Source organism: Bradyrhizobium sp. LB14.3 (assembly GCF_040547985.1).
In the GTDB taxonomy this organism is placed as follows: Bacteria; Pseudomonadota; Alphaproteobacteria; order Rhizobiales; family Xanthobacteraceae; genus Bradyrhizobium.
The window spans coordinates 42,924-65,598 of the sequence record NZ_JBEPQT010000024.1; the positions used below are offsets into that span (position 1 = coordinate 42,924).

Annotated in this window: 14 protein-coding genes and 1 pseudogene; 5 read left to right on the top strand and 10 right to left on the bottom strand. The window is 64.7% G+C overall.

The window, feature by feature from the left end:
- Positions 1-18: 18 nt before the first annotated feature.
- From ABIB00_RS30670 to ABIB00_RS30685, 4 genes are all read right to left on the bottom strand, one after another.
- Positions 19-621: a DUF6036 family nucleotidyltransferase gene (locus tag ABIB00_RS30670; protein ID WP_247441127.1), complete on the bottom strand. Its 603-nt coding sequence runs from the start codon at positions 619-621 to the stop codon at positions 19-21.
- Positions 621-1,001, bottom strand: a complete 381-nt coding sequence (locus ABIB00_RS30675; RefSeq protein ID WP_354106934.1) for a hypothetical protein — start codon at positions 999-1,001, stop codon at positions 621-623. The genes ABIB00_RS30670 and ABIB00_RS30675 overlap by 1 nt, the downstream gene beginning before the upstream one ends.
- A 92-nt stretch (positions 1,002-1,093) precedes the next feature.
- A complete protein-coding gene (locus tag ABIB00_RS30680) occupies positions 1,094-1,885 on the bottom strand; it encodes a protein-L-isoaspartate O-methyltransferase family protein (RefSeq protein WP_354106935.1) in 792 nt (263 codons plus the stop codon).
- Positions 1,882-5,352, bottom strand: a complete 3,471-nt coding sequence (locus ABIB00_RS30685) for an ATP-binding protein (protein ID WP_354106936.1) — start codon at positions 5,350-5,352, stop codon at positions 1,882-1,884. The genes ABIB00_RS30680 and ABIB00_RS30685 overlap by 4 nt, the downstream gene beginning before the upstream one ends.
- A 142-nt stretch (positions 5,353-5,494) precedes the next feature.
- Between ABIB00_RS30685 and ABIB00_RS30690 the strand changes: the two genes are divergently transcribed.
- From ABIB00_RS30690 to ABIB00_RS30705, 4 genes are all read left to right on the top strand, one after another.
- Positions 5,495-11,947 (top strand): non-ribosomal peptide synthetase, encoded by a 6,453-nt coding sequence (locus tag ABIB00_RS30690; RefSeq protein WP_354106937.1) that lies wholly within the window; start codon positions 5,495-5,497, stop codon positions 11,945-11,947.
- Positions 11,948-12,089: 142 nt separating this feature from the next.
- Positions 12,090-12,263 carry a hypothetical protein gene (locus ABIB00_RS30695; protein ID WP_354106938.1) on the top strand — a complete coding sequence of 58 codons (174 nt, stop codon included), beginning with the start codon at positions 12,090-12,092 and terminating at the stop codon, positions 12,261-12,263.
- 232 nt (positions 12,264-12,495) lie between these two features.
- The gene (locus ABIB00_RS30700; protein WP_354106939.1) at positions 12,496-13,227 is read left to right on the top strand and encodes a 4'-phosphopantetheinyl transferase family protein; all 732 of its coding nucleotides are present in this window, start codon (positions 12,496-12,498) and stop codon (positions 13,225-13,227) included.
- Positions 13,224-14,204: an LLM class flavin-dependent oxidoreductase gene (locus ABIB00_RS30705; RefSeq protein ID WP_354106940.1), complete on the top strand. Its 981-nt coding sequence runs from the start codon at positions 13,224-13,226 to the stop codon at positions 14,202-14,204. Before ABIB00_RS30700 ends, ABIB00_RS30705 begins: the two co-directional genes overlap by 4 nt.
- Before the next feature lie 2 nt (positions 14,205-14,206).
- Here ABIB00_RS30705 and ABIB00_RS30710 read toward each other — a convergent pair whose 3' ends face one another.
- From ABIB00_RS30710 to ABIB00_RS30720, 3 genes are read right to left on the bottom strand one after another with little or no spacing between them, the layout of a single operon-like run.
- Positions 14,207-15,040 (bottom strand): ABC transporter ATP-binding protein, encoded by an 834-nt coding sequence (locus ABIB00_RS30710; protein ID WP_354106941.1) that lies wholly within the window; start codon positions 15,038-15,040, stop codon positions 14,207-14,209.
- Positions 15,041-15,053: 13 nt separating this feature from the next.
- The gene (locus tag ABIB00_RS30715) at positions 15,054-15,854 is read right to left on the bottom strand and encodes an ABC transporter permease (RefSeq protein ID WP_354106942.1); all 801 of its coding nucleotides are present in this window, start codon (positions 15,852-15,854) and stop codon (positions 15,054-15,056) included.
- Between the two features lie 4 nt (positions 15,855-15,858).
- A complete protein-coding gene (locus tag ABIB00_RS30720; RefSeq protein ID WP_354106943.1) occupies positions 15,859-17,256 on the bottom strand; it encodes an ABC transporter substrate-binding protein in 1,398 nt (465 codons plus the stop codon).
- A 327-nt stretch (positions 17,257-17,583) separates the two neighbouring features.
- Between ABIB00_RS30720 and ABIB00_RS30725 the strand changes: the two genes are divergently transcribed.
- Positions 17,584-18,423: a Crp/Fnr family transcriptional regulator gene (locus ABIB00_RS30725; protein ID WP_354106944.1), complete on the top strand. Its 840-nt coding sequence runs from the start codon at positions 17,584-17,586 to the stop codon at positions 18,421-18,423.
- Between the two features lie 12 nt (positions 18,424-18,435).
- Here ABIB00_RS30725 and ABIB00_RS30730 read toward each other — a convergent pair whose 3' ends face one another.
- From ABIB00_RS30730 to ABIB00_RS30740, 3 genes and pseudogenes are all read right to left on the bottom strand, one after another.
- Entirely contained in the window at positions 18,436-19,461 is a 1,026-nt protein-coding gene (locus tag ABIB00_RS30730) for a histone deacetylase family protein (RefSeq protein WP_247348938.1), read from the bottom strand.
- Positions 19,462-19,587: 126 nt separating this feature from the next.
- A complete protein-coding gene (locus tag ABIB00_RS30735; protein ID WP_354106945.1) occupies positions 19,588-20,529 on the bottom strand; it encodes an SMP-30/gluconolactonase/LRE family protein in 942 nt (313 codons plus the stop codon).
- Positions 20,486-22,557 (bottom strand): annotated as a pseudogene (locus ABIB00_RS30740) (PQQ-dependent sugar dehydrogenase). Before ABIB00_RS30740 ends, ABIB00_RS30735 begins: the two are co-directional and overlap by 44 nt.
- Between the last annotated feature and the right edge of the window lie 118 nt (positions 22,558-22,675).

Below are 22,675 nucleotides of genomic sequence, written 5' to 3' on the forward strand. Positions count from 1 at the left end.
GCGCGACCGCGGAAAAGACTAGCCTCGAGATTTCAGGCTTCTGATGTAGGCGATCGCTCGCTCCGCTACAGCGGGATCAAGGTCCGTTTTACGGATCCTTTGCTCAATCAGCTCCAGGTCCAAAGGCCGCGCGCCATGGATCGCGCTGACGAACCGTTTGTCCCTCTCATCCAATCTGGCGACTTTGGACACGACGAGGTCTTCCGGCGCAGGCACTACGCCGGTCACCGTCCGTCCCGCGACCTCGGTTTGTACTCTAAGCGCTCGGCTCTGCCAGCCTCTCGGGAGCTTGGCCGTCGTCTCGTCGACACCATCGATGTAGAAGCCATAGGTGCGATGAAAGGGGCTTTCCGACCCGAAGAGGCCGTCAATATGTTCGGACGCTATCGGCTGCACTCCGTCACGCGTTCGCTTGGCTTCCGTCAATTCCCAGATTCTCGCATTTGCGGGAAATGCGTCGATTTCCGGCGATTCTCTCGCGGCCTCGGGGGCATCCGGCATAGAAGCCAGAATCGCCTGGCTACCCACCACAAACACGGTGTCGGTTTCGAATTCGTAGGCTAGAGCCCTTACGACCCTAAGCAGATCATCCAAGGTACGCCGCGGGCTGCCCTCGGACATCACGGCCCTCTGGAGGAAAGAGCGCGAGTGCCTAGGGCTCGTTCGGCCACACGTCTCGCCGCTCTCCTCAATCGAATTCTTGCGTCATAGTCGCCGAAATGAACACCTTCGACGAGATAGAACGGGGACGAGTTGCGCAGCCGCACCATCTCGCGATCGCGACTGGTCAGTCTTGACGCAAGTTCCCCGGTCGGAAGAGCAAGCAGTTCCTGCCATTCGCGTACGAATGGCCAATCGTAGAATTGATCGGCCTGACGCGCGTGAGCTGCCTTGGCCTTTTCCACGAGAGATGGGTCGCGACGAAGTCTCCGCACGATCAGCCGATGCATCATCAGCTTCGCGGTGTCGCCAACCAGGCCCTCGTTTAAGCCATCCTTCATGCGTTCATCCAGACCCAGCTCGAATATAAACGACCTGCCAGGAACAAAAAAGGGCGCAACTTCCCGATAGTTACCGCTTTGGCTCGGCGGACCTAATCCGATGGCAGCCCCTGCTCGATGCCGCAAAAGCGTAGCGGCGCCAGGGCGGAGGCCCGCTGCCACCAATCGGCGACGCGGTCGTCCAGCGCGGTCACACCTCGACCCTGGCCGGGGAAGATCCGGATCTGCTGCACCGCCTCGGCTTCGAACCCCTTGCCCTTGCGGGTGATCTTGAGGGCAGCGCCTTCGCGGTCCCGCTGGGTCAGCGGCACCAGAAGGCGGCCGCGGGGGCGGAGCGAGCGGAGCCAGAGCGGATGCGGAGACGAGAATCCGGCATGCACGATGATCACGTCGGCGGGTTCGCCGATGTCCTCGCATCCGTCACCATGGACGACCACGACGTTGCGATAGGCGCGAAGATAGGTCGCGGCGCGCGCCGCAAGCCGCGCGTCGCATTCGATTGCATGCACCCTGCCCTTGGGGCCCACGATCTCCGAAAGCACTGCCGAGAAATAGCCGAGCCCACAGCCGATCTGGACCACGCGGTCCTTCTCCCCGACGTCGAGCAAATCGATGAAGTGCGCCCACAGGCTCGGCAGTCCGGTATCGAGCTTGCGGCGCGCATCGATCGCGACCAGCACATTGTCCTGGAGACGAACGGGATCGGCATCCGGCGTCAGCCGATAGCCGCGCGCCGCCTCGCTCTTGATGCGCCAGGGTCCCTTCGCCAGAAACTGTTCGCGCGGAACGATGGCGAGAGCTTCGAGCAGGCGCTTGGAGGAGATCCGCTCGCGCTTTGCGATCAGCTCCACGTAACGCGCACGCGCGGCGGCGAGATCGCTCATCGCGCGGGATCGGCCTGTTCACGAACGGGCGCGTCCGCGCCGAGCTCGTTGACCAGCTGCATCGCCTGTTTCAGGTCCGGCGTGTAGAACCCCTCGCTGAACTTGCCGACGATCGGCGCGAGCAGCAGGCTTGCGTGCTCGCGCTTGCCGGCTTGGTGCGACAGCCGCGCGAGGCTGACGGCGGTGCGAAGCTCCCAGGACAGCGCGCCCTGCTTGCGGGCGATCTCCAGCGACAGGCCGAACAGCTCCTCGGCCTCCTGCACCGAGGCCGGATTCCTGTCCGACAGGGTGATCTCGCCTTGCAGGCGGTAGACCTCGGCGAGGTAGGAATGGTCGCCGGTCCGTCGCGCGGTCGCGAGCGCACCGTCCAGCGCGCGCAAGGCGGCGTCGCGCATCCCGACCTTGGCGTAGGCCTCCGCGAGCAGGCAGCGGAACCAGCAGCCGGCGAGCCAGGAATCCATCGCCTCGTATTCGTCGAGGCCGAAGCGCATCTGGCTGAGGCCTTCGTCGGCCTCGCCGAGCTGCGTCAGCGCCCAGCCGCGCAGGATCGCCGCCTGCTGCTTCCAGTGCAGGAAGTTGTGCTCGGTGGCGATGATCATGGCGCGGTTGGCGTGGTCGCGCGTGCCCTCGACATCGCGCAAATGCTGGCAGAGATAGGCGCCGAACACGAGCGCGAAGGCGAGCGTGAAGGGGTGGCGGATCTTCTCGGCGTTCGCGATCGCCTGCTCGCTGTGCTGGCGCGCCGCGTCGGGCCGGCCGAGGAACCACAGGAGATAGCCGAGATAGGACAGCGAGACGACGCCGGGATCGGTGCCGTGCCGCTCCATCAGGTCGGAGTGCAGATCGGGGCTGTAGAGGTTGATGCAACGGTGCAAATGATGCTGGGACGCGGCAAAGCGCCCGCGATAGAGCATGGTCATCGCGATCGAGCGGTGCGCCTCGATCAGATAGCCGGTCTGCTGCGCCGGCTGCGTCCGCTCGTTCAGCCGCTCGCGCTTGGCGAATTTCAACAGCTCGACACTGAGATCGTGCGCGCGGGTGAGATCGGCGCGGATGAAATGACAGACCCAGAGCCCGCGCGTGGCGGCGAAGGCCTTTTCGTCGTCGTCGAGCTGCTGGCCGAGTTCGAGGGCGCGGATGTAGTTCTCCTCGACCTCCTGCACGGCATAGCCCTTGGCGGCGATCAACGCGTTGCCGAGCGCGATGCGCAGCTCGAGCTCCATCTCGTCGGCGCCCTGCATGCGCGCATTGGCCTGGACGACGCTTAAGCCCCGGCGCAGATGGCCGATCGCCTCCAGATTGGCGCCGCTCTTGGCCGCTTGCTTGCCGGCCTTGAGCCAGAAGCTGGCGGCACCCTCGCTCTGGCCGGATTCGGTCAAATGATGGGCGAGCAGCTCCGGTTCGCGCTCGGTCTTCTCCGGATACATCTCGGCGAGCACCTGGGCGATCCGGGAATGCAGCTTGCGCCGCTCGCTGTGCAACAGGCTCGCATGCGCGGCGTTCTGGATCATCACGTGCTTGAAGGAGTAGAGCGCGTCCGGCGGATGGCCGCGGCGCATGATCAGCCCGGCCTCCTCCAGATGATTGAGCGCGGCCTCGATCTGTTCGGCGGGCGTATTGGCGACCGCGTGCAGCGTCTCGTAGGAGAATTCGCGGCCGATGGTGGCGCCGATCTGCGCGATCCGCTTGAACGGCCCCATCCGGTCCAGTCGCGCCATCAGCGAGTCCGTCAGCGTCGCGGGGATCGCGAGTTGCCGCCACGGGCCCGACAGCACGTAGCGCCCGTGCCGCTCGGTCAGGAGGTTGGATTCCAGAACCGTCTTGGTCAGCTCTTCCAGAAACAGCGGCACGCCGTCGGTCTTGACGATGATCTCCTCGACGACCTCCTTGGGAAGCTCGCGTCCCGCCACGCGCTCGACCAGCGTCGCGCGCAACTGCCGGCTCAACCGGTTCAGCACCAGCGTCGTAATGTGCGAATGGGCGCTCCAGCTCGGCTGGAATTCGGTGCGCGCTGTCATGATCACCAGGATCGGCCGGTTCTGTGCCCGGTCGACCAGGAGATCGATCACCTCGCGGGAAGTCGGGTCGATCCAGTGCAAATCCTCGAATGCGATCACCAGCGGCTGCTCGCGCGCAAGGCCGAGGAAATGATTGACCAGCGCGGCGACGGTCGCATCCTTTTGCTGCTGCGGCGACAGCTCGAGCGGCGGATAGCGGTCACCGATCGGAATGGACAATAGCGCGGCAAACAGCGGCGCAACCTGCTCGATGTCGCCATGAGCGGCGGAGATCGCGATCTCCAGATTCGCCAGCGACTGCGCGGACGCATCCTCACGATCGAGGCCAAGGGAGAATTTGAGCTGCTCGGCGAACGGATAGAACGCTGTGGAGGTGTAATAGGGCGAGCACTGGAACGAGACCTGTCCATGGCGGTCGCCCGCGATCCGCTCGAAGATTTCCTGGATGATGCGCGACTTGCCGATGCCGGGCTCGCCGAACTTGACCACGACCTGGCCGTCGCCCTCCTTGACCTGCTGCCAGCGGCCCATCAGTAGCGCGATCTCTTCCTCGCGGTTGACGAGCGGGGTCAGCCGCGTGCCCATGGCAGCGGCGAAGCGGGTCTCCACCCGCGACGCCCGCATCACGTGCCAGGCCTGCGCCTTGTCCGAGATACCCTTCAGCGCGTGGACGCCGAGATCGCGGTAGTCGAACTTCCCCTTCAGCAGCGACTGGGTCGAGGCGGAAATCACCACACCGTTGGGCGGCGCCAGACCTTGGAGGCGCGCGGCGAGATTGACGGTTTCTCCGACCGCGGAGTCGCGCTCTTCGGTGCCCTGTCCGACGAGGTCGCCAACCACGACGAGACCGGTCGCGATGCCGATGCGGACGGCGGGTGAGTGGCTGAGCGCACCACGCGGCTCGACCGCGCGCGCTGTCGATAGTACCCGCACGATCTCGAGCCCCGCGCGCACCGCGCGCTCGGCGTCGTCCTCATGTGCGGTCGGATAGCCGAAATAGACCAAAATACCGTCGCCGACGAAGCGAGCGGCAAAACCCTCGTAGTGCTTCACCACGCGGACACAGGTTTCGCGGAAGCTCGCGATCATGTCGCGCACGTCTTCGGGATCGAACTGCACCGACAGCGAAGTGGAATCCACCATGTCGCAGAACATGGTGGTGAGCTGACGCCGCTCGGCCCCGACTTCCGTGCGGGGTTGAGGGCGAGCCGCCGCGTCGGACCTCTCCGCTGTTTCGGCCCGGAACAACGCGGTCATGGCCCGCTGGAGCCGCTTCCGATCACCGAGCGGCAATCCGAGCTCGACCAGATCGGATTCGGTCAGATCTCCCATGACGTCGAGATCGAGACGGTGCTCTGCGAAGAGATCGGTATAGTGGCCGAGACCGACGCCTTCGAGCCAGCGCTTCAGCCCGCCTTCCGTTCCCGTGACCGGCTCATTCTCCAGCATGGTGATTTCTGCCCGACCATCACTCCGTCGAAGCGCTAAGGGCCCCTCAACCACAGATTTTGGGGCCAAAACTTCACCTCAGACTGGACGCGTTCCCTTACTTCTTGGAAGAATAGCCCAATCGGATCAAAAGGGAACGGAATTGTCGGACGTCACATTCCCAGCGCCGCAGGGGTCAGCCAGCACAACGGCCGAAACGAAGATATTCGCGGATATCGGCGGCCTTCTCGATTTCCATGCCCGCAAGGCGCCGGCGGCGCCCGCCCTCCTCGCCCCTGGCCGGCCGGTCCTCAACTACGGTGCGATTGGCGACCGGACGCAGGATCTCGTCCGTACGCTGCGCGGGCTCGGCATAGTCCCTTCCGACCGGGTTGCGGTTGCGCTGCCGCGTGGCGCCGACAGCGCACTGGCCCTGATCGCGGTCGCCTCGAGCTGCGCCTGCATTCCTGTCAATCCCGACCTGACGGCGGACGAGTTGCAACGCTATTTCAGCGAATTGAAGTTGACGGCGCTGATCATCCGGGCCGACACGAACTCGGCGAGCCGTGACGTCGCGAAAGCGCTCGATATCGCTGTGATCGATTTCATGCCGGGGCTGCAAGACGATCTCGGCGGCTGCACGTTCATCGGACCGGCGGTTGGGCCGGCAAACAACAGCGGCACCTCGCGCGGCGACGACGACGCGTTCATCCTGCTGACATCGGGCACGGCAGCGCGGCCGAAGATGGTACCGCTGACGCACCGCAATGTGTGCCTCTCCGCTTACAACGCCAGCCGCGTGCTGTCGCTGACGTCGCACGATCGCCTGCTCAACGCGCTACCTCTGTTTCACGCCCATGGTCTGATTTCCGGTCTGCTCACGGCGCTGGCTGCGGGCTCCAGCGTGATCTGCACCGACGGTTTCGACGCATCCTCCTTCTTCGGCTCGATGCGGCAGCTGCAACCCACCTGGTACACGGCAGTGCCGACCATCCATCGCGCGCTGCTGACGGCGGCGGAAGCGAACCCGGACCTCGCCCGATCGTCGTCGTTGCGCGTGATCCGCTCGGCCTCCGCCTCGCTTGCGCCTGCGATCCTCGACGGGCTGGAGGCGACGTTCGGCGTTCCCGTGCTCGAAACCTACGGCATGACGGAGGCGGCCTCGCAGATCGCGGCCAATCCGTTCGAGCTGCGCAAGGCCGGATCGGTCGGCCGCGCCGCGGGCCCCGAGATCGCGATCATGGATGAGACTGGCCGTACGCTCGCGAGCGGCGAGCACGGCGAAATCATGCTTCGCGGACCGAATATGAGCCGCGGCTACTATAATGACGAGGCGGCAACACAGGCGGCCTTCCGCAACGGCTGGTTCCGGACCGGTGATCTCGGCTATCTCGACGCCGACGGCTATCTCTTCATCGTCGGCCGTATCAAGGACGTTATCAACCGCGGCGGGCAGAAGATCTCGCCGCTGGAGGTCGAAGAGGTCCTGCTCAGCCATCCTGCGGTGCTGGAGGCCGGCGTCTTTGCCGTCCCGCACCAGAAGCTCGGCGAGAATGTCGCCGCGGTCGTGGTGCTGCGGCCGAATTCCGAGGCGACCTCGGATCAGTTGCGCCAGTTCGCGCGGAAACGGCTCGCGGCCTACAAGGTGCCGAGCCTGATCCGCAGCGTCGCCACGCTGCCGAAAGGCGCCAGTGGCAAGGTCAAGCGCAATACACTCGCCGAGCTGGTCGTGACAGTGGACGGCGGCGACGAGACGCGGCTGCCACGAACCGAACTGGAGACCCAGCTCGCGGGGATTTGGGCCGGGCTGCTGGAGCTGCCGCAGGTCGGCGTCGATCAGGACGTGTTTGCGCTCGGCGCGGACTCGCTCGCGGCCACACAGATGCGCTCGCGCCTGCGCGAACGTTTCAACGTCGTCTTCTCGTTCGAGGACATCTTTGATTGCGCCACGGTCTCAGCCCTGGCGGCCCGGGTCGAGACCGCCACAACCCATCGCGAGACGATGCTGCCGGCCTGGCGCAAAGCCGCGGAAACAGACGCGCCGCTGTCGTTCCAGCAGCAGCGGATGCACGTGCTCTCGCGGCTCGACCCAACGCGCTACAATTATAACGTCGTCGAAGTCGCGCTCCTCAAGGGCCAGGTCGACGTCGCCGCGCTTTCTGCCGCCCTCACTGCGGTCGCTGCGCGCAATGAGGCACTGCGGTCGGTCTTCGTCGAACGCGAGGGTGAGCCGGCGCAGCTTGTGCTGCAATCGCCGCCGCGGTTCGAGCGGATCAAGCTCAAGCCCTGCTCCGCGGACAAGCGAGCTGCTGTGATCAGGCGCGAGGCCCTCAAGCTCGCGCAATATCCGTTCGACCTTGCGCGCGAGCCGCCGCTGAAGGTCACGCTGCTGTCGTTCGACAAAAGCAGCCACGCGCTGGTGGTCAACGTCCATCACCTCGTCACCGACGGCTGGTCGCAGCGGCTGTTCTGGGAAGAACTCGCCGCCCATTATTCGGCAGCGCGCAAGAACGACGTGATGGCACCGCCTTCGCCCGCCTTCCAGTACCGCGACTTTGCGCTCTGGCAGCAGAGCTGGGCGCACACGCCGGCCGCCAAGGAGCAACTCGATTACTGGCGGGCGCAGCTCGACGGCGTCACCACGCTGCCGCTGCGGACCGACCGGTCAAGGCCGGAGGTCTGGAGCGGACACGGTGCCCGTCGCTATCTCGAGTTCTCCAGGACTCTGTCGGCCGACCTGCGTGCGCTGAGCCAGAACCAGGGCGTCACGCCCTTCATGACCCTGCTCGCGGTGTTCCAGTGCCTACTGTTCCGCCACACCGGACACGAGGATGTCGCGACGGGATCGCTGATCGCCAACCGTAACCAGATCGAGAGCGAGCGGCTGATCGGGCTGTTCGCCAACACCCTGATCCTGCGCAACCATTTCGGCGGCGATCCGAGCTTCGGCGACATGTTGCGACGGGTGCGGCAGGTCACGCTCGATGCCTACCGCAACCAGGACCTCCCGATAGAGGAAGTCCTGCGCGCGCTTCAGATCGCGCGCCGGAGCGACGGCAATCCGCTGTTCCGGATCATGTTCATCCTCCAGAACGCATCGATCGAGGCGGCACGTTTCTCCGGCCTGTCGACGCGGCGGATCGAGATCGATCCAAAGGTGGCGCGATTCGACATCACGCTCGAACTGGTCGAGGCCGACGGTCGTTTCACCGGATTCTTCGAATATGCCACCGATCTGTTCGACGCAGCGACGATCGAGGGCATGGCCGCTCAGTTCAAGACTCTGCTCAAATCCGTCATCGCCAATCCGGAGCAGCGCATCTCGCACCTGCCACTCCTGACCGCGGCGGAACGCCGGCAGCTGCTGGCGCAAGGCCGCGGCGTGCCGGCCAATGTCACCACGCGCGACAACCTAAGCGAACGCTTCGACCGTCAAGCCAGGAAAACGCCGAACGCGATCGCGGTGTCGGACGGCAGCACATCCCTGAGTTATCGCGAGTTGGCGCGCCGCAGCCAGGCGGCCGCGCGCTGGCTGGCCCGGGAGGGCGTTGGTGCCGAGGCCGTGGTCGCCTTGCTTGCGGATCGCGGGCCCGACCTGCTCGCCGCGATGATCGCCGTGCGGCGGGTGGGCGCGGCCTTCCTCAATCTTGATCCCGACCAGTCGCCGGCACGGCTCGCGACCATCCTCGGATCGAGCTGTGCCCGCATGCTGCTGACCGGACGCGCGCAGTCATCCATGGTCGAGGCGCTGCTCGAACCGCTGGTCGAGCGCATCCAGGTTGCCGCGCTCGAAGACGCGATCACGCCAGGGGTGACCAAGCCAGCCCGCGCGGCGCGGCGCACGGCTTCCAGCCTCGCCTATCTCATCTATACTTCCGGATCCTCCGGCGCGCCGAAGGGCGTCATGATCGAGCAGCGCGGGCTTTCGAACCATCTGGCCTCGCTCATCTCCGAGCTCGGCCTCTCGTTCCGGGACGTGATCGCGCAGACCGCGCCGCAGAGCTTTGTCGTCTCGGTGTGGCAGTTCCTCGCGGGGCCCATGGTCGGCGCGCGCGTTCATGTCTGCGGCAGCGCGACCGTGCGGGACCCGATTTTGCTCGCGCGGGAGATCGAGCGCGAGGGCATCACGGTGCTCGAGATCGTCCCATCGCTGCTGCGCGTGATCCTCGATCGCATGGACGAGGCACCGATCCGACGCGCCTTTGCGAGGCTGCGCCTCCTGATCTCGACCGGCGAGCCGCTGCCGGTCGATCTCTGCAAGGCCTGGTTCGCGCGCTGTCCGAAAGTGCCGCTGATCAATGCCTATGGCGCGTCGGAATGTTCCGACGACGTCTCGCTGCATCGCCTGACCAAGCCGCCGGCGACCACGACGGGCAATGTCCCGGTCGGCGCGCCGCTGCCGAACACCCAGCTCTACGTGCTCGACGCAGGCCTGCAGCCGCAACCGGTCGGCGTGACCGGTGAGCTCTGCATCGGCGGCGCCGGTGTCGGCCGCGGCTATGTCAACGACCCCGCACAGAACCGGCAGCGCTTCCTGCCCGATCCGTTCTCGCGCAAAGCAAGCAGCCGGCTGTACCGGACCGGCGACCTAGCCCGCCGCCGCGCCGACGGCACGATCGAATGCCTCGGCCGCGCCGACCATCAGGTCAAGGTTCGCGGCTACCGTATCGAGCTCAAGGAGATCGAGAACGCGCTTGCCGACCATCCGAGTGTGCGCGCCGGCATCGTCGAGCCGCGTCGCGAAGCAAGCGGCGATGTCAGGCTGATCGCCCATGTCGTCGCAAGGTCAGGCAGCCGGAGCAGCGCCAGCGAGCTGCGCGAATTCCTGAAGAGCCGGCTGCAGGGCCATGCCATCCCGTCCGCCTTCCTGTTCCTGGATCGGGTACCGCTCAACGCCCATGGCAAAATCGACCGGACCGCGCTGCTGGCGCCGGCGCAGCAGGAAGCGCCCGAACCTGATGCGGCCGTGCCGGCGCGGGGCTTCACCGAAAAGGTGCTGTCCGACATCTGGATCGACCTGCTGAAGGTCGAGAGCCTCGGCGTCACCGACAATTTCTTCGACCTCGGCGGCCATTCGCTGCTGGCGGGCCAGGCGATGGCGCGCGTCGCCCGTGCGCTCGGCGTGTCGCTGCCGATCAAGACCATCTTCGAGGCGCCGACGATCGAAGAGCTTGCCCGGCGGATCGACGAGGCCGCGGCGGCAAAGCCGCGCAAGCCGGCTGCAAGCGCAGCAAGATTGGCGAGAGCGAGCCTGGCCGAAAGCGGCCCTCCCGCGCTCTCGATCGCGCAGGACCAGATGCTCCGGATCGAGCAGAATCTTCCCAGACTGCCGCTGTTCAACCTGCCTTTCGCCTTTCGTCTCCAGGGGCCGCTCAATCTGGCCGCCCTGGCGCAGGCGATCGACGACGCCGTGCGCCGGCACGAATCGCTGCGAACCAGTTTCGGCTGGAGCGGCGGGGAGCCCGTCAGCCGCATCGCCGCGCCCGGCACCCTGGGCCGTGTCCTGACTGTCGAGACGATCGGCGAGGGCCAGCCCCACAACAACAAGCGGCGCAAGGCGCTGGAGCTCCGCAAGATCGATCTCCTGATCGAACAGGAGACCTATGCCCCGATCGACACCACACGCGCGCCGCTGCTGCGCGCCCGGCTGTTGCGGCTCCACGACGGCGATCATGTGTTGCTGCTGACGTTGCACCACGCAATCGTCGACGGCTGGTCGATCGGCGTGCTGTTCGAGGAATTGTCCAACCGCTATGCGGCGCTGGCCGGCTATCCGTCGGTGCCGCTGCCGAAACTGCCGCCGGCCTTTTCAGACATGGTGCGCTGGCAGCACTGGTGGTGCGGCACCGATGCCGCCCGCCGTCAGGCGGCCGAATGGACGGAGAATTTGCGCGGGGCGACACCCGTTTTCGACGGGGGATCAAGCCCGGGCGCGTCCACGGGACACCGTCCGGTCAGTCTCGAACGTGAGCTGATCGGCCGGCTCACCGCGTTCGCCGGCCAGCACAATTGCACGCTGTTCATGTGCCTGCTGACCGGCCTGAAAGCCCTGCTGCTGGCGCGGACCGGCCACAACGACATCTCGATCGCCACCGCCATGGCCAATCGCGCCCAGCCGGACACCGACCGGATCGTCGGTCCGTTCGAGAACACGGTGATCGTTCGCACCAAAATCACGCCGGAGCTGTCGTTCGTGCAGGCCCTGGCCCGGGTCCGTCAGAGCGTGCTCGACGCGTATGCGCGCCAGGAGCTGCCGTTCAACATCCTGGCCGATCATCTGGAGCAGGAGGGGGTCAATCCGGCCTCGCTGCTCCAGGTCTATTTCACGCTGCAAAATCCGCTGCGCCAGCCGCTCGATCTGCCCGATCTCACGACAGCGTCGATCGGCAACATCGCGCGCGAAGGCCAGCCGGTGCTGCCGATCGACCAGACCTGGCTGTCGCTGATGCTCAAGGAGCGGCCGACCGGAATCACCGGTTCATGCAATTACAAGAGCGAGCTGCTCGATGGCGCTACGGTCGGCCTGTGGATGGAGGATCTCGTCGCGCTGCTCGGGGCCGCCGTCGCTCAACCCAACGCGCCGCTCGGCCGATTGCTCAATCGCAGGGCGGGATGACCGGCCGCAAAGCACGGGCGAATACGGGTTCACTCGCCATAGCTGTGAATGACCAAGTTGCATCTTGATTATTTGGCGCCACCGCGCAAGATTATTCTCGCGTTTTGATTTGGACGATTATTTTCAACCGGGAGCGTTAGTTATGGGTTTCATCAAATTTACCAAGGGCGCCTCGTTGAGCGACAAGGACCGCAAGGCCCTGCAGAAGCTGCTCGGCGCCGAGAAGAAGAAGCTGCAGTCCGCGCTGAAGGACGTCGACGCCAGCATTTCGATGCTCGGCAGCTCCAAGAAGGCCAAGAAGAAGAAGAAGAAGTAAGGCTCGGCGGCCCGGACGCCGCTCGAAATCTTCAGGCTTCAGTTTCGGAAATGGGCCGCTCGCTTGCCGAGTTGGTGTCTCGCACAAGCTTGCGCCCGTAAACCGACCAGCAATCGACAAGGATTCGCCCGAGTGGACCGCTAGAAGCGGTCCGCTCAGTTGATTCTTGCTCAGTTGATTCTTCCGTCATGGCAGGGGATTTGGCCCCGGCCTGACGCCATGGGCCCAATTGATGGCAGACGACAGGATTGAACTGTTTGTCGGACTGATCGAGACTTTTGACGCGCCGGGTGCGGTCGATACGTGCCGGCGTTTGCTCTCGGTCGACGAACGGGTACGAGCCGACCGCTTCAAGTTCGAACGGCACCGGCGGCAGTATATTTTCGCGCACGCGATGTTGCGGCTTGCGCTCTCGCACGTCGCGCCGAATGTCGCGCCCACCGACTGGTCATTTGCGGCCGGGCGTTACGGAAGGCCGTTTGTCGCATCGCCCAAGATCTCGAGCGCGCTGCATTTCAGCCTGTCCCATGCCGATGGCTGCGTTGCCTGCGTCGTGTCAGGGCATGAGACCGTCGGCGTCGACGTCGAGACCGTGTCACGGCGGGTCGCGCCGCTGTCCACCGCGCTTCGGTTCTTCGCGCCGGAAGAAGTCGAAACTCTGCGCGGACTTCCGGAGCCCGCCGCGATCGAGCGCTTCTTCGACTACTGGACGCTCAAGGAGGCTTATTTGAAGGCCAGAGGTTTCGGCCTCAATTTGCCGCTCGACGCTTTCGCGATGCAGGTGTCGCGAGAGGCGATCGAGATCAGCTTCAAGCCCGATATCGCCGACGATCCGCAAGGGTGGCGATTCCAGCTACTCTCGCCGTCGCCCTCGCATCGCCTCGCGATCGCCGACGGCTCCCGCGCCACCGGCGGCCTGCCCATCACCCGCAATGCCTGGCCGCTCCAGGAAGCGGCTGAATGACGCCGCGGCGGCTGCGCGTCTTTCCGGCGATCTCGCGCAACCGCGATCCCGAGAAATATGTCGGCGAGCTGATGCGGGTGGCCCAGTTTGCCGACCGCAACGGCTTTGAAGGCATCCTTCTGTTCGAAGGCAACGACGTGTTCGTCGAGCCTTGGGCGATGGCCCAGCACATCATGGCAGAAACGACGCGGTCCTCGCCGCTGATCGCGGTCAATCCGGTCTACATGCACCCGTTCACGGCGGCGAAATTCGTCTCGTCCTTTGCGCAGCTCCACGGCCGCAAGGTCTATCTCAACATGATCACGGGCACCGCGGTCAGCGATCTGCAGGGGTTGGGCGACGAGCAGTCGCATGCCGACCGCTATGTCCGGCTCGGCGAATTCGTCGCGCTGATGCGCCAATTGCTGGCAAGCCCGCGGCCAGCGACTTTCGCGGGCCGGTTCTACCGCGCAAGCAATCTGCAACTGCGGCCGCGCCTGCCGCCGGAGCTGATGCCGGAATTTCTGGTCGCCGGCCAGTCCGAGCCGGCACAGCGCGTGGCGAAGGAGACCGGCTGCATCAAGATGCAGATGCTGCCGCCCGATCTCGAAGGCGGCCTCGATGTATCAGGCATGAATTTTGGAATTTTTGCGCGCGAGGGACGCGACGAAGCCCGGCAAGCGGCGAAGGTGCGTTTCCGCGACAACCCCGACGATCGTGAGTTGCTCGCGCTCACCGTGGAGAACAGCGATTCCGTGTGGAAGCGGCGCCTCTTCGAGGGCCAGAGCGGCGAGCTCGCGGACAATGGTTACTGGCTGCTGCCGTTCCTGACCTTCCAGGCCGATTGCCCCTACCTCGTAGGCAGCTACGCCGAGGTCGGCGCGAAGCTGAAGGAGTTTGCGGCGAAGGGGCTGACCACGATCATGCTCGACATGGTCGCAGACGAGACCGAGATGCAGCACGTCTGCAAGGCGCTCGCGGCGAGCGGGATGTTTTGAGGTCAGACGCCGAGCGGACTGAGCCGTGCCAACGGCTCGCTGCCTTCCGGCCGCCGTAGAAGCTGCATGACATGCCGCTTCAGGCGCACGAACTCGGGCTCGGTCACAAGATCGTGGCTGCGTGGCCGCCCGAAAGGCAGCACGACATCCTCAATCACCCGGCCGGGCCTCGCACTCATCACAACGATGCGATCGGCGAGGAACAATGCCTCGTCGATATCATGGGTGACGAAGACCGTGGTGGTCGGGATCTTGCCCCAGATGTCGAGCAGGACCTCCTGCATCATGGCGCGCGTCTGCGCGTCCAGCGCACTGAAAGGTTCGTCCATCAGCAGCACCCGCGGCTGGTTGATCAGGACCCGCGCGATTTCGACGCGCTGCTGCATGCCGCCCGACAGTTGCGCCGGATAGAACGCCTCGAAGCCGGAAAGGCCGACCAGCTTCAGGATGGTGTCGGCGGCGCGGTCGCGCTCTCTTCTCGCCAGGCCCCGCATCTTCGGGCCGAAGGCGACATTGTCGCGCACCCGCTTCCAGGGAAACAGCGTGTGCTGTTGAAACACCATGCCACGGTCCGGACTCGGTCCCTGGACCTTCTGTCCATCGATCTCGAGTCGGCCGGCCGTAATCGGCAGATGTCCGGCCAGTGCGCCGAGCAGCGTGGACTTGCCGCAGCCGGAGGGACCGAGGATGCAGACGAGCTCGCCCGGCGCGATGGCAAAGTCGAGACCACTCACCGCCTCGAACGCATCGCTGCCTTCGCCGAGCGAGATCGAGACATCAGCAATGTCGATGCGACCGACGCTCTTCGCGTCGACATCCGCGACCCGAATATTCATCGCGCCGCGCCTTTCATCGTCTAACTCTTGAGCTGCGCCAGGGCATCAGAAGCCGCCCGGCGGTCGTCAGCAGCCAGCTGGAGCCCATGCCGAGCAGGCCAATGATCAGCATGCCGACGATGATGTCGGCATAATTCTGCAGCGTGTAAGCCTCCCAGGTATAATAGCCGATCCCGAACTGACCGGAGATCATCTCCGCGGTGACGAGACAGAACCACGACGTCCCCATACCGATCGCAAGCCCGGTGACGATGCTCGGCGCGGCGTCCGGCAGCACCACTTGCGTGAGAATCGCGAAACCGCCTGCACCGAGGCTGCGGGCGGAGGCGACCAGCCGGCGGTCGACATTCGCAACACCATGGACCGTGTTCAGCACGATCGGAAACAGGGCACCGATGAAGGTAATGTAGATCATCGACAGTTCGGACGACGGGAACATCAGGATCGACAGCGGTATCCACGCCACCGCCGGTATCGGCCGCAGCAATTCGAGCGGCGGCAGCAACAGGTCGCTCGCGGCGCGCGACCGGCCAATCGCAAAACCCAGGATGACGCCGATCACCACCGCCGCACCGTAGCCCGCTAACACGCGCCAGAGACTACTGGTGATATGCGCTGTCAGTTTTGGCGACCGAAACAAGGCGACGGCGGATCGAACGACCTCGACCGGCGGCGGCACGTTGCGGAAGGTGACGATCCCCAGATTGAGGTGCGTCGTCGAGGCGACCTGCCACAGGGCAATGCAGGCAAGGATCGACAGGCCGCGGATCACCCATCGGATGCCAGCGGGCCGCGCCTGGATTACGATGGCCATCGCTTTACCGGCTCGCAATGAGCGACTCACGCGCCGCCGTGAAGTCGAGCACCGCGCCGCCATGCTGCTTCGACCAGCGTTCGGCCGCGTCCTTGAGCAGGAACGCGCTCAGCTCGCCGCTGGACGATCGCACGAACCAGGCCTGGTTTGCGAACAGTTTGATGCCGCTCTCACGATCCTGAGCGTAGACGACGCGGATGATCTTGCCGTCCTTCTCAAGGCCGGCGAGCGCCTTGAGCGCGTTCTCGGGCGACGCGTAATGGCGCACATGAGCCTCGTCCCTGACCCAGATCTGCGCAACGCGGGTGACGTCGCCGATCTCGGCGCCCGTCGCCGCGTCCTTGGCCCGAAGCGGAAGCTGCGCATAGTTCGTCAGCTCGGAGTCGTAATCCCGCCCCGCTTGAGCGGCCGCCACGCGGATGAACTTGTCCGTGACGAACTGGTCGATATCGAGATCGCTATCCGCCCGCTTGAGCAGCTTCAGCGTCTTGATCGAGGTTGCGACTGCCTGGCGGTATTCCGGCTTCCAGGTCACGTCGCGGGTCTGAAGACCGAGCGGGCCGTGGAAGAGATAGTCGACCTCGGCGTCAATGCCGGTCACCTTCGCGATCAGCTCACTGTACTTTTCTGGTTCCTCCGCGATCAGGCGATCCGCCTCGAGCGCAGCGCGTAAATAGGCGACGACGATCTCCGGGTATTTTTCGGCATAGTCGGCGTCGACCAGTCCGCCGTGGAACGTCGGCGCGTTTGCCTGCGCGCCGTCAAAAATCTTGCGCGCAAAACCGCGCCACGGAAACAGTTCGGCGAACGGGACGAAATCGGCATGCGCCTCGATCTTGCCGGTCTGCAAGGCCGGCCCTGCAACTTCGGGCGCCTGCGTGATGATGTTGACATCGGTCTCGGGATTCCAGCCCTTGGCCTCGATGGCGCGGAGCAACATGCCGTGCGAGGTCGAGGCAAAGGGTACGGAGATGGTCTTGCCTTTGAGCTCGTCGAGCGACTGCACCGGCGAATTTAACGGCACCACGATTCCGTTGCCGCTGCCCTTGGTGCTGCCGGACAGCACGCTGATGAAGAGGCTGCGGCGCCCCGCCTTCTGGAACGCAACGCCGTTCAGCGATCCTGGAAAATCCGCCATCGCGCCGAAATCAAGCTTGCCTGCGACCATCTCGTTGGTGAGCGGCGCGCCGCTGGTAAAGTTCTTCCACTGGATGTCGTAGGCCACATCCTTGTACTTGCCGTCACGGGGTAGGAATTTCTCCAGCAGCTTCAGCTCGCGAATGAGCAGCCCGCCGGTCGCGCAGTTGATGGTCGTATCCTGCGTGCCGACCGCCACCCGGATCGTCTCGGCCTGCGACGGACCCAACATGGCGACGGTGATGGCCATGACGGCTGCACTCATTCTCACAGAGCTCAAATCGATCATCAAACTGTCCTCGGAGGCCGGCCCATGCCGGCGGCGACGCGAGCTGGGACTATCGAAGGCGTGGCGCCAGGGTTGAAGCAATTACTTGCATCGCTGTCGCAGACCGCTCACGTCGTGATTTCGTCATGCAGCGGCGCAAAGGATTTTCTCAAGACAAAGCCATCGGCAGAGGAAACGTTTCGCGGTCGATCGTCGCGCGTATCAAGCTTTGCTAAGTGATTTGGAACGATCGCAAAGAGATGGACATCGCACCACCGCCGCTCTTACCTGTTCGCAAGACCTCTGAGACCTAAACGGATTGCGATGACCATACTCAAGGAAGCTGCCGCGATCGAGCCTGCCGCTTTCACCGACCAGCCTCACCCAGGCGTTCAGTTCGACTGGACCGACCGCGAGAAGACGCATGCCGTCCGCGGCACACGTGCGAAGACGGCGAGCTCGGCGCTGTTCATGAGCGAGACAATCGACGGATTGAATGCTGGTGCGCATTTCCTCGGCCGTTTGTCGCCGCTCGAGCAATCGCGCGTTCACGCGGCCGGCCGCACGATCACGGTGCCCCAGGGCGGGATGGTATTCAGCCAGGGCGACGGCCACGACGGCATCTTCATCATCCGCGGCGGTCAGGTGCGGGTCTACTATACAGCGCCCTCGGGGCGCGAAATCACACTCGCCTACTGGACGCCTGGACATTTCATCGGCGGTCCGGAGATTTCTGGCGGCGGCATTCACATGTGGTCCGGCATTGCGATCGAGGCCTGTGAGATCACGGCACTCTCCGGCCCTGCGCTCGAGAAGTTGTTGACCGCCATGCCGAGCTTCGCGCTGGCGCTGATCGACGGCCTGATTGCCAAGGGCAAGTGCTACTCCTCGATGGCGCAGATCCTCGGCACGCGCTCGGTGATCGAACGGCTGGCGCAGTTCCTGCTCACTTTGTCGGAGCTTCATGGCGTTGCCGATGGCGACAGCATCGTCATCAACCGCAAGATCACCCATGACCAGATCGCGGCCATGGTCGGCTCGACCCGGCAATGGGTCACGATGATGCTGAAGCGCTTCCAGAACCGCCGCATCATCGCCATCGACGGCAGCAGCATCCGGATCAAGCGGATCGATCTGCTGGAGCAGATTTTGTTCAGGGATTAGAGGGCTGCCCCCTCACCGCGCCTCTTCGAATCCCGCCAATACCGAAGTCAGATTGGCGCCCAGAATATCCGAGAGATAGCCGCCCTCCTGCACGAACACGGTCGGCAGGCCCATCTTCGCGATGGCCTGGCCGATGCGGCGGAAGCCGGGCGTGGTGACGGCCAATCCCTTCAGCGGATCGTGCTCGGAGGCATCGAGGCCAAGCGCGATGACGAGGGCGCCGGGCGCAAAGGATTCGATCGCCTTGCGCGCGACGTCCATGGCCTGGATGTAACCGTCGTCGCCGGTGCCGATCGCCAGGGGGATATTGAGGTTGGTACCGAGGCCGGGACCTTCACCGCGCTCATGGGCGTAGCCCCACACGTAAGGATAATACGCGACGGGATCGGCATGGATCGAGACCGTGTAGACATCGGGCCGCGCGTAGAAGATGCCTTGCGTGCCGTTGCCGTGATGGACGTCGACGTCGAGGATCACGACACGCTCGTGCCTCTGCCGCAGATGCGCCGCCGCGATCGCGCTGTTGTTGAGGAAGCAGAAGCCGCCGGCCATGTCGCGATAGGCGTGATGGCCGGGCGGACGGCAGAGAGCATAGGTCGCATCCTCGCCGTCCAGCACCATCTGTGCCGCGGTGACCGCGACGTCGGTGGCTGCGCAGGCCGCAGCCCATGTGCCCGCCCCGATTGGCGCCGCGGTGTCGGCGGTGTGCCAGCCGAGCCGGCCTATGATGTGAGTGGGATAAGTCGCGGCATGGCGCACCGGATGGATGTTGCCGATCATCTCCGGACCGGAATCGCCAAGCGCGGTCCAGGCCTCCCAGGCTTCGCTCAGGAACGACAGATATTCCGGGCTGTGAATGCGCGCGCGGGGCCCCTGCCCGAATGTGGTCGGTTCGACCAGCTGATGCTTGCCGTCCTTCAGCCCCTTGAGCAGGCGGTCGGCACGTTCAGGCTGCTCGGTGGTGCGCTTGACGACACCGCGAACCAGGAAGAATTGCGGATCGTGGCTGCGATGCAGTTCGGTATGGACGGCTTTCACTCAGACACTCCGTGGTCGCTTTGATGGTGCCACAGTGGTCTAAATCCCTGCGGCGGCCAGACGCAAGCAAGAAGAATGCCGCCCCCGTCGCACCGCCCTGCGCCGGAAGCAGATCGCCTCTGATGCTCAGCAGCGCCCGCGCTGAAGACAGTGCTCGCGGCCCTGCTGGTCGGTGCGGAAGGACTCGACGAAGCCGCCCTGACGCTGGGTGACGAAGACGGTCTTCCCGTCGCTGCCGCCGAAGGCGAGGTTGGTCGGCTCCTTGGCCCTCAACGCGATCTCCCGCTCGACCGCGCCGTTGGCCTTCATCAACGTGATCGTGCCCTTGAGAATACGCGCGACATAGAGGCGGCCGGCCATGTCGGTGCGCAAACCATCGACGGTGTCGGGCTGAAACGCCTTGACGAGTTTTGCGCCTGTCAGCTCGTTGCCGCTGATGGTGTAGGACCAGATTTGGCCGTTGCTGGATTCGCCGACATAGAGCGTCTTGCCATCAGGGCTGAGATCGATGCCGTTGGTGGTGCCCATCGCGCGCGGCGCCGACATGACCTGTCCCTGCACTGTTCCGTCGGCAGCTTTCGCAATACGCCAGATGTGACCTTCCCTGCCCTTCCAGTTCGGATCGCTCGCATAGATCGTGCCGTCGCGGGCGATCGTGATGTCGTTGGGCTGGTTCATCTCGTCGGAATGAAACCAGATCGCGGGGTTGGTTGATCCCTTCGGGATCGCGAAGATGTTGTGCTTCTTGTAGTCGGCGATGAACATGGTGCCGTCGCGCGCGAAGCGGATGGCGTTGCCGACACTGCCCTCGGGCAGCACCGTGAACGGCTCCGACGTCGCCCTGCCCGCGGGCAGCTTGCCGATGGTGCCGGGCTTGCCAAAATTGACGACGAAGAGATTGCCGTCGAGGTCGGCGGCCGGCCCTTCGATGCCGAAGGTGTATTCGCCCGGTGGCGTCACCTGCACGCTTTCGAACAGCTTTGTTTCCGCTCGGGCCGGTGCCGTCGCAAGGACGAGAAGAACGCTACTGCACAGGCACCAGAAATTCCTGCCGGATGTAATAGCCATCGTCGTCGCTGCACTCGCCATTCAGATAGGGATCGGCCGGCCGAAAGAAGCGGCTGAAGCCGGTTTGTCTACAACGTTCCTTTGTGTCACGACGACGACCTTGGCGGCCGGTATTTCGCCGCATTCCTTGTTCGTTTTCCCAAAGAACTTGCGCTGCGGCGGGCCGGACTTGATCCGCATCCGGGTGCCCGGAACCATTTTCGCCACCAGCAGATCCGCCGTGTCGCGCAGGCCCGCATAGCCGGGCTCGGTCTTCGGCAATTTTTCCCCGCCCGGGGGCATCAGCTTCTCCGCGCCTAACCCACGAAGCCGCGTGCGCAGCTTGCCGGAATCGGGATCACCAGGATAGATCCAGCCGTCCTGCGACAGCATGAAGCGAAGCACCGTCGCGTCCTTCTGTGCGTCCGATTGGCCGGGCTTCAGCCCGAAATCCGAGTGACAGCCAACGCAGTGCTTCTCGACGAGGCCCTTACGCAACGTCGTGAGGCGGACACCGTTCTGCGCGTCCCCGGCAACGAAGTTCGCGAGTTGATCGATCAGCGCCTGGCTGCGCATGTGGCAGGGCAGCGGCGGCGTCGCATCACCCGCGGCACGGTCGATCCGGATCACGGTCTGGTTCTTGTCCTCGACCAGCCAGATTGCGCCGTCTTCCGCGACCGTCATGCCGACCGGAGCGCCCTGCGGCCGCGCGCCATTGACGCGGTGCCAGCCGGCGATCAGTTCCTCGAACGGCGCGGCGGCGACGTCGCCGGCGTCGGTCTGAAAGCTGTGGGTCGGATCGGCCGCACAGCTGACGTGGTAACGCACCGGCGCCGGGGCGGGCTTCGGGAAGCCGTGGTCGTCAACGTCGTAGACGAGGACACGGCTGCCGGTCGGACGATAGCCATGCAGGCCGACCAGCAGCTTGCCCTCGAGCTCCGGAAATTTCGCGCCGTGATAATAGAGCATCGCGAGCGGCGCGCCGTGCGGCGGCAGCAGCGAGAACGGCGCCTTGTAGAGAGCGTTGGCGGTGCACAGCGATCTGTAGACCCCCGACTGCAATACGATCCTGAACTCGGGGCTCGGCGTCGACAAATCGTAGCAATAGGGCCAGCCATAGTGCCGGCCCTGCTCGATCGCGTTGATCTCCTCGTTCGGCTTGAAGACGTCAGGCAGGTCGCGGCCGTTCTCGGCTTGCAGGAAGGCATAGCCGGCATCGGGAAAGTTCGGGTGCAGTGCCAGCGCCATCGAGTTGCGCAGGCCACGCGCATAGACGCTGTGCGGCGGGTCGGTATCGCCAGGCTTCAACGCCGGGAAGACGCCGCCCGGGGGCGGCGTGAACAGCCAGATCGATGCCATCGCGGAAGCACCCTCGGCCGCTGCGCAAGGCTTTGTGATCGGCGCCAGCGTGATGCAGTCGTCGCTGTGCGAGCCGACATTGACGAACAACCGGCCGTTCCTGTCGAACACAAACTGCTTGAGCGGATGCGCGCTCTCGTCGAGCCTGGTGCCGTCGGGCAATGTGATCCGGCGGCCCGGCATGTGACGGATGACGGTCTCGACCGTGTCGCGCGGATTGTCGGCGAGCGGATCGAACCGGAAGATCGTCTCGGCGGTCGAGGCATAGAGCTTCTTGTCCGGGCCGATCACGAGGCCGAACGGATACTCAACACCGGTCAGCAATTTCCTGAACCGCTGGCCTTGGGGGGCATGCGGGTCGAGCAGCAGCAGCCGGCCATCGGTGTGGCCCCAGCCGGCCATGTCGGCGACCACGAACAGGTCACGGCCGGGCACCTGGATGATCGAGCGCGGGAATTTCAGCCGATCCTCCTCGCTGGCGACGAGACCGGCGCAAAATCCCGCTTTCATGTCGATCTGGATTTTTGGAAAGGCGAGATCGGCGCTGCCGCAGGTCTCCGGACCGATCGCATAGCCGCTCTTGCGGACCGGTTCTGATGAGCCTACCGAGGCGAGGGTCAGGAGGACCACCAAGGCGCCCGCGCATGCGCGCAGGCTTCGGCGTTGACGCCAGAATGTGAGGTCGTTCACGGCGCCTCCCGGACTTTCCGTTCAAAGTTGTTCCATGCCGCGGCAACGCCGTCCAGTTGATCAACACCCCCTTGTGATCAAACCCGCAGGGGTCTTCGTCCCGACCAATCTCCGTAGA